Raw genomic sequence first — 7263 nt, forward strand, 5'->3', positions numbered from 1 at the left:
GCTGCAGGGCGGCCGGCACGGCCACCGCCGCCCGCGCCAGCACGATCGGCGCGCGCACCGGATGCGGGGCGGGGGCCTCGTCGCGCTCCTCGCGCTCCGGTGCCGGCTTGAACGCCAGCGGCGCCGGCGTCGTGCGCGAGAACCGCTCCGGCTCCTCCGAGGGCCCGAGATCGGCCACCATCACCGGGGTGCGCACGCCCGCCGGCCCGCCGTCGGTGCGCAGCGTTGCCAGGAGCTTGCGGTCGTCGGAGCCGGCGACCGAGGCCTTGCCGAGATAGGCGACGCGCACGTGCGCGGTGCCCTTGTTGTGGAACTCGAGCGCCCGGGCGACCTCCTCCGAGACGTCCATGACGCGGTCGGCATGGTAGGGGCCGCGGTCGTTGACGCGCACCACCATCGAGTAGCCGTTCGCGGTGTTGGTGACGCGGACGTAGCTCGGCAGCGGCAGGGTCGGGTGGGCGGCGGCGATCGAGTGGCGGTCGAACACCTCGCCGTTGGCGGTCATCCGCCCGTGGAAGGCGGCGCCGTACCACGAGGCCAGGCCCTCGCGGACGTAGCCGCGGGCATCCTCCTTGGGCACGTAGGTGCGGCCGGCGACCACGTAGGGCTTGCCCGAGAAGCGGCGTCCGCCGCCCTTCGGGATCACGTCGCCCTCGTTGTAGAGGCGCGGGCTGGTCTTCACGCCGTATTTCGGGTCGAGCCCGTTGCCGGCGGGGCCGGCGAACTTCTGCGGGTTCGTGCTGCAGTTGGCGGTGGCCAGCGCGATCGCCGAGACCGCGAGCAGGCGCCGCAAGGGAAGCGGGCCGCGGCGCGAATCCGGGATTCGAAGAAGCGTCGAACGCGCCATGCCCACCGGATCCGCCTGTACGCCACGTGCCGAAGGTCCGGCCCGCACGGGAGCGGTCACGCCGGGGCGTCCGGCTCGCCCCCTGCACAAGGGGGCGGCGACCGAACGAGCCGACACTTGTCCGAACGCCGTAAAGGAAGCCTGAACGGAACGCGCCGCGCGCCGTCCGACCGCCGCGATTCACAGGGTTTCGCGTTCCCGCATCGCTTGAGCGTTCGGCGCCAAGACGTTCCAGGATCGTTCAGAAACCGCTCGCACGCGGATCGGCGAGACCGGGCGGGGGCAAGGCCCGTACCCGTGATCTCGCCGGTGCGGTTGCGGAGCCTCAGCGCTGGAGCGGCTCCGAGAGCTGCTCGATCGAGCGGGCGCCGCGCTGCTTGAACAGCAGGTCGAGGGCTTCCAGCATGATCGCGTGCATCTTGGTGCGCTCGGCATAGGCGAGGTCGCGCAGCTGGTCGTAGACCGGCGGCTCGAGATAGACCGACATCTGCCGGGCGCGCTCCTTCAGGGTGGCGGGCCCGCGCTTCGGCGGGCTCGCGCCGCGGTCGAGCTGGACGATCTCGGCGGTCTGCGGCACGGCGCGCGCGGCCGGCACCGAGGCCGCGACGATCGAGGCGAGATTGAGCTTAGGCGGCTTCGACATGCTTCACCGCCTTGCCGGATCCGGTCTGGCCCGAAACGGGCTTGCCCGAGACCGCCTGTGCCGATCCGACCTTACCCGCCTGCGTGCGCTTCTCGATCCAGGACCACAGCCGGCGCACCTCGCCCGCCGCCTGCCCCTTCGGGTTGAACTCGGTGACGCCCTGGCCGACGCCGATCGCGTCCTGGTGGTCGGTGCGCGCCACGATGTTGACGTCGGGCAGGATGCCCAGCACCGCGAGGCCGTCGGCCGCGTCGCGGATGCGGTAGGAGCGCGGCGGCGTCTGGTTGAGGACGAAGGCGAACTTCTTCTCGAGCCGATATACGGCGGCGAGCGTCGGCTTGAAGGCGCGCAGGTCCGCGGGCGTCGGCCGGCACGGGATGATGCAGAGGTCGGCGGCGCGGATCGCCGAGAGGGTGCCGGTGGAATCGACGCCGGGCGTGTCGATGAAGACGTAGTCGTAGGCCGAGTCCCGAAGCTGGGTCATCACGGCGTCGATCTGCGTCGCATCGATCTGCGCGACCTCGGGGCCCTCCGCGGTGCGGTGGTCGAGCCAGTCGGAGATCGTGGCCTGCCGGTCCATCTCCAGGATGCAGACCGAGCGGCCGGCCTCCTGTGCGGCGACCGCGAGCGAGATGCAGAGCGTGCTCTTGCCGCTGCCCCCCTTCTGGGTGACGAAGGTGATCGCTTTCATCGGCCGGTCCTCGGTTCAAGCTGCCTTGGCTCAAAAGCGCGCGCATGCGCGTCGCGGTGCGGCACGATCCGGCGTCCTGCCGGGCGCGGGCATGCCGCCGTCCCGTTCGCAGGCCAAAGCCGGAGTTGCGGCGCACGCGCTCCGGGCAACCTAGAATCGGGGAGCTCCGCGCGAAGGCGAGGATCCTGTGACCCAGGGATGCCGTGATCCCGATATCGCGTCGGTTATGGTTAAGAGGCCGTTAACGGAGGCGGCCCCGTCTCGGGCCGGCCCGCATCCGCTCGCCATCCGCCGGCTCCGGAACGCGGCCCGAGACCCGGGATGCGGAGGGTTTTTCCAACCTCAAGTTTGTTTTCGAGGGCTCCCTGTCGGTTCTCACTTTTCTTAGAGGAAGCGATGCCTTAGATTGCTTTTCGAGGGCGCCATCCCGTCCGTCGATCGCACCTCAAGTTTATTTTTGCTGCCGCCGGCCTTTAGGAGTTGCATGGCACAGGCTCCGAACCCGCACTCCAACGACGAGCTCCGAGCTGTCCTCGACGCCTCCGGCGTCGTCGGCGCCTGGGTGCACGATCACTGGGCGGGGCGTCTCACGCTGTCGGGCGACTTCGCCGGCTTGCTCGGCCTCGATCCCGAGGTCGCCGCCGGCGGGGTATCGATCGACACGTTCCTCGAGCGGACCCATCCCGAGGACCGCAGCCGGGTCGAGAGCTGCCTGCACGCGGCCGGTGAGATCGGCGGGCCGGTCGAGGCCGAGTTCCGGACCGTCGAATCGGCGGCGGGCGTGCGCAAGCTCCTCATCCGCGGGCGCGTCGAGCGCAATGCGGTCGACGAGACGGCGCAGGGGCGGGGCATCGCGATCGATCTCACCGAGAACCGGTCGGCGGACCTGCGCCAGACGGAGCGCCTCGTGAACCGCATGGCCGAGCACGCCATCGCGCTCCGCGCCCTCGCCGACGGCCTCGGGGAGGCGAACCTGACCAAGCTGATCGACGGCCTGATGATCGAGATCGGCTTCGAGCTCGCCAAGTTCCTGCAGGATCCGCGCGCCCTCGGCGAGCTCCGGGCCGAGCGCCACCACTGATCCGGGCGGCCGCAGGCCGTTGGATCACGCTGCCGTGCGCGGTACTGTCCGGGCCTTGCTCGCCGGGAGGCCGCCATGCGCCGCGACACGATCTACGACCGCGACCTCGACCGGAATCCGGCCAACCACCAGCCGTTGACGCCGCTGGGCTATCTCGACCGGGCGGCGCGGGTGTTTCCCGACCAGGTCGCGGTGATCCACGGGCCCCTGCGGCGCAGCTATGCCGAGCTCTACGCCCGCTGCCGCCGCCTGGCCTCGGCGCTCGCCGCCCACGGGATCGGCCGGGGCGACACCGTCGCGGTGCTGCTCGCCAACACGCCGGCGATGATCGAGTGCCACTACGGCGTGCCGATGGCCGGCGCCGTGCTCAACACCCTCAACACCCGCCTCGACGCCGCGGCCCTGGCCTTCTGCCTCGACCACGGCGAGGCCAAGGTCCTCGTCGCCGACCGCGAGTTCTCGCGCGTCGCGCGCGACGCGCTGGCGCAGTCCGGGCGCAGCCTGCTGGTGATCGATTACGACGATCCGCACTATGCCGGCGCCGGCGAGGCCCTCGGCACCCGCGACTACGAGGCGTTCCTCGCCGAGGGCGATCCCGAGCACGACTGGGCGATGCCCGACGACGAGTGGGACGCGATCAGCCTGAACTACACCTCCGGCACCACCGGCGACCCGAAGGGCGTGGTCTACCACCACCGCGGCGCGGCGCTGCTGGCGCTCGGCAACGTCGTCACCGGGAGCCTGGGGCAGCACCCGGTCTATCTCTGGACGCTGCCGATGTTTCACTGCAACGGCTGGTGCTTCCCGTGGACGCTGTCGATCGTGGCCGGCACCCATGTCTGCCTGCGCCAGGTCCGGGCCGAGGCGATGTACGCGCTGATGGCCGAGCACGGCGTCACCCACCTGTGCGGGGCGCCGATCGTGATGCAGCTGCTGATCAACGCCTCCGACGCCGAGCGCCGCCCCCTGCCCCACCGGGTCGCGTTTTTCACCGCCGCCGCGCCGCCGCCGGAGGCGGTGCTGGCGGGCATGCGCGAGGCGGGCTTCGCCGTCACCCACCTCTACGGGCTGACCGAGAGCTACGGCCCGGCCGTCGTCAACGCGTGGCATGCCGAATGGGACGACCTCCCGGCCGACGCGCAGGCCGCCAGGAAGGCGCGCCAGGGCGTGCGCTATCCCGTGCTCGAGGGCCTCGACGTGCGCGACCCCGAGACCCTGGAATCGGTGCCGGCGGACGGCCGGACGATGGGCGAGGTGATGATGCGCGGCAACGTGGTGATGCGCGGCTACCTCAAGAACCCGGCCTCCACCGAGGCGGCGTTCCGGGGCGGCTGGTTCCACACCGGCGACCTCGGCGTGAAGCACCCCGACGGCTACGTGCAGCTCAAGGACCGCTCGAAGGACATCATCATCTCGGGCGGCGAGAACATCTCCTCGATCGAGGTCGAGGACGCGCTGTTCAAGCACCCGGCGGTCGCCGTTGCCGCGGTCGTCGCCAAGCCCGACGACAAGTGGGGCGAGACGCCGTGCGCCTTCGTCGAGCTCAGGGACGGCGCCGCGGCCAGCGCCGACGACCTCATCCGCTGGTGCCGCGGGCGGCTCGCCGCCTACAAGATGCCCCGGACCATCGTGTTCGGGGAGCTGCCCAAGACCTCCACCGGCAAGGTGCAGAAGTACCTGCTGCGCGAGCGGGCGCGGCAGGAGCCGGGGCAAGAATCGTAGGGAGCCGAGGATCATGGCAGGCGACGCGGGCGGCGCGCGCCGCCCGCGGGAGGCTCACCACTTGTAGCTCAGGCTCGCGGTGATGCGACGGGCTTCGCCGTAGAAGCAGGCCGCAGTCGACTGGCAGGCCGAGACGTAGCGCTTGTCGGCGATGTTCTGAGCGTTCACCGCGAAGCGCCAGTTGTCGCGGGTGTAGTGCACCACCGCGTCGAACAGCACCCGCTCGGGCACCGTCAGGGTGTTGGCGGTGTCCGCAAACGAGCGCCCGACGTAGCGCGCGCCGCCGCCGAAGCCGAAGCCGCGCCACTCGCCCCCCGGGATCGTGTAGTCGGCGAACACGGTGGCCAGCGTCTCCGGGGTCGCGGTCGGCGCCCGGCCGATCACCCCGACGTCGCCGCGGGTGACCTCGATGTTGAAGGTCGTGAACGAGGCCGTGACGTTGAGGTCGCGGGTGAGGTTGGCCACGAACTGCGCCTCGAAGCCGCGCGAGCGCGTCTCGCCGAGCTGGAGCTGGTTGAGGTTGTTGCTCGGGTCGATCGTCAGCGAGTTGGCCAGGGTCAGATCGAAGGCGGCCAGCGTCAGGAAGGCGTCGTAGCCCGGCGGCTGGTACTTCACGCCGACCTCGTACTGGTCGCCGGTGGTCGGCTTGAACGGCTGGCTGAAGAAGTTCGTCCCGATCTGCGGGTTGAAGAAGCTCGCGTAGGAGACGTAGGGCGCCAGGCCGAAATCGAAGTTGTAGATCAGGCCGTAGCGCTGGGTGCCGGCGTTGGCGGTCTGGCGCGTGACGGTGCTGGCCAGCAGGTTGTTGACCTCGTTCGAGGTGAAGTCGCCGCGGCCGGAAAGCACCAGGGTCAGCTCGGGCGTGAGCTTGATCTGGTCCTGCGCGTAGAGACCGACCTGCTGGAAGACGTCGTAGTTGACCAGGTAGGGCGCCGCCGCCACGGTCGGCGAGCCGTAGTTCGGCGCCAGCAGGTTGAAGTTCGCGACCGCCGGGCCGACGAAGCCGCCCGTCGCCTGGTTGTCGTTCAGCTGCACGTTCTTGTAGTCGAGCCCGACCAGGAAGGTGTGCCGGAACAAGCCGTCGTTGAACCGGGCGACCGCGTTGTTGTCGACGTTGAACGCGCCGATCCGCGAGGTGGCGCGGAAGCGGTAGCGCGCCAGCTGCGTCTGCAGCGGGTCGGCGTAGCCGTTGATGCTGAACGAGTTGTCGTAGGACTCGCTGTACGCGTAGCGCAGGTTCTGCCGGAACGTCCACGTGTCGTCGAAGACGTGCTCGAACTCGTAGCCGAGGCTGTACTGCGTCCGGCGATAGACGTTGTTGTCCTTGTCCTGGACGTTGTAGCTGCGCGGGATGCGCGCGCCGAACACGTCCGGGCGCGCCGTGCCCTGGTAGGGCAGGAAGGCGTTGATGCGGCCGGTGTCGTCGTATTGCAGGCTCGTCAGCACGGTGAGCGTGGTGGCGCCGTCCGGCTTGTAGGTGAAGCTCGGCGCGATGTAGCCGCGGTTCTCGTCGAGGCCGTCGACCTGCGTGCCGCCCTGCCGGCCGATGCCGGTCAGGCGGTAGAACCAGTGGCCCTCGGTGTCGGCCGGGCCGCCGAAATCGAAGGCGAGGTACTTCTGGCCGAACGAGCCGCCGCCGACCTCGACGTAGTTCAACGGCTCGAGCGGGGGCTTCTTGCTGATGATGTTGATCAGGCCGCCGGGGCCGCCCTGGCCGAACAGCACGGCGGCGGGGCCGCGCAGCACGTCGACGCGCTCGACCCCGAACGGATCGACCTTGTAGGAGGCGAAGCCGTAGTTGAACAGCTGCAGCCCGTCCCGGTACAGGCCGGTGTCGCTCGCGGTGAAGCCGCGGATCTGGAAGAAGTCGACCCGCGAATCCGGGCCGAAGGCGTTGCCGAACACGCCGGCCGAATAATTGATGATCTCGCCGATCTGCTGGGGCTTGATCGCGTCGAGCTGCTGCCGGCCGATCACGCTGACCGATTGCGGCGTCTCGATCAGCGGCGTGTCGGTCTTGGTCGAGGTCAGCGTGCGCTTGGCGACGTAGCCGTCGATCGGCCCGCGCGGATCCTCGCGCGGGACCACGACGCGCGCCGCCGTGCCGTCGCGCGACTCGACGGTCAGTTCCTCCAGGCGCACGCTGCCCTGCGCCGAGGGCTCGCCGACGCCGCGGCGCGGCGCGGTCGCCTCCTGCGCGGACGAGGGCAGGACGAACGGCGCCAGCGCGATCAGCGAGGCGCCGGCCAGCACGAGGCGACGCGGGTTCGGGGTGGGGC

6 protein-coding genes are annotated in these 7263 nt (G+C 70.4%); 2 read left to right on the top strand and 4 right to left on the bottom strand.

Annotation, left to right across the window (positions count from 1 at the left end; all coding sequences use genetic code 11):
- The 3 genes from FV230_RS21755 to FV230_RS21765 form a co-directional block, all read right to left on the bottom strand.
- Nucleotides 1-847 (bottom strand): septal ring lytic transglycosylase RlpA family protein (locus FV230_RS21755; protein ID WP_147843886.1); only part of this gene is annotated, 847 nt, incomplete at its 3' end.
- Between the two features lie 325 nt (nt 848-1172).
- Nucleotides 1173-1490 (bottom strand): ribbon-helix-helix domain-containing protein, encoded by a 318-nt coding sequence (locus FV230_RS21760; protein WP_147727996.1) that lies wholly within the window; start codon nt 1488-1490, stop codon nt 1173-1175.
- Nucleotides 1474-2181 (bottom strand): ParA family protein, encoded by a 708-nt coding sequence (locus FV230_RS21765; RefSeq protein ID WP_246694951.1) that lies wholly within the window; start codon nt 2179-2181, stop codon nt 1474-1476. Before FV230_RS21765 ends, FV230_RS21760 begins: the two co-directional genes overlap by 17 nt.
- A 484-nt stretch (nt 2182-2665) precedes the next feature.
- Here FV230_RS21765 and FV230_RS21770 point away from each other — a divergent pair, with 484 nt between their 5' ends.
- Both FV230_RS21770 and FV230_RS21775 read left to right on the top strand, forming a co-directional pair.
- Entirely contained in the window at nt 2666-3262 is a 597-nt protein-coding gene (locus tag FV230_RS21770) for a PAS domain-containing protein (protein ID WP_147843887.1), read from the top strand.
- Nucleotides 3263-3337: 75 nt separating this feature from the next.
- Nucleotides 3338-4984 carry an acyl-CoA synthetase gene (locus FV230_RS21775; protein ID WP_147843888.1) on the top strand — a complete coding sequence of 549 codons (1647 nt, stop codon included), beginning with the start codon at nt 3338-3340 and terminating at the stop codon, nt 4982-4984.
- A 54-nt stretch (nt 4985-5038) separates the two neighbouring features.
- On the opposite strand, the gene FV230_RS21780 is transcribed toward FV230_RS21775, so the two are convergent.
- Nucleotides 5039-7237, bottom strand: a complete 2199-nt coding sequence (locus FV230_RS21780) for a TonB-dependent siderophore receptor (protein ID WP_147843889.1) — start codon at nt 7235-7237, stop codon at nt 5039-5041.
- Nucleotides 7238-7263 lie beyond the last annotated feature (26 nt).

Origin of the sequence: Methylobacterium sp. WL6 (assembly GCF_008040095.1) — a bacterium.
Lineage (GTDB): Bacteria > Pseudomonadota > Alphaproteobacteria > Rhizobiales > Beijerinckiaceae > Methylobacterium.

What these genes read in the sequence shown, in the direction of transcription:
- FV230_RS21760 (WP_147727996.1), bottom strand. Translation starts at nt 1,490, where the DNA reads ATGTCGAAGCCGCCTAAGCTCAATCTCGCCTCGATCGTCGCGGCCTCG.
- FV230_RS21765 (WP_246694951.1), bottom strand. Translation starts at nt 2,181, where the DNA reads ATGAAAGCGATCACCTTCGTCACCCAGAAGGGGGGCAGCGGCAAGAGC.
- FV230_RS21770 (WP_147843887.1), top strand. Translation starts at nt 2,666, where the DNA reads ATGGCACAGGCTCCGAACCCGCACTCCAACGACGAGCTCCGAGCTGTC.
- FV230_RS21775 (WP_147843888.1), top strand. Translation starts at nt 3,338, where the DNA reads ATGCGCCGCGACACGATCTACGACCGCGACCTCGACCGGAATCCGGCC.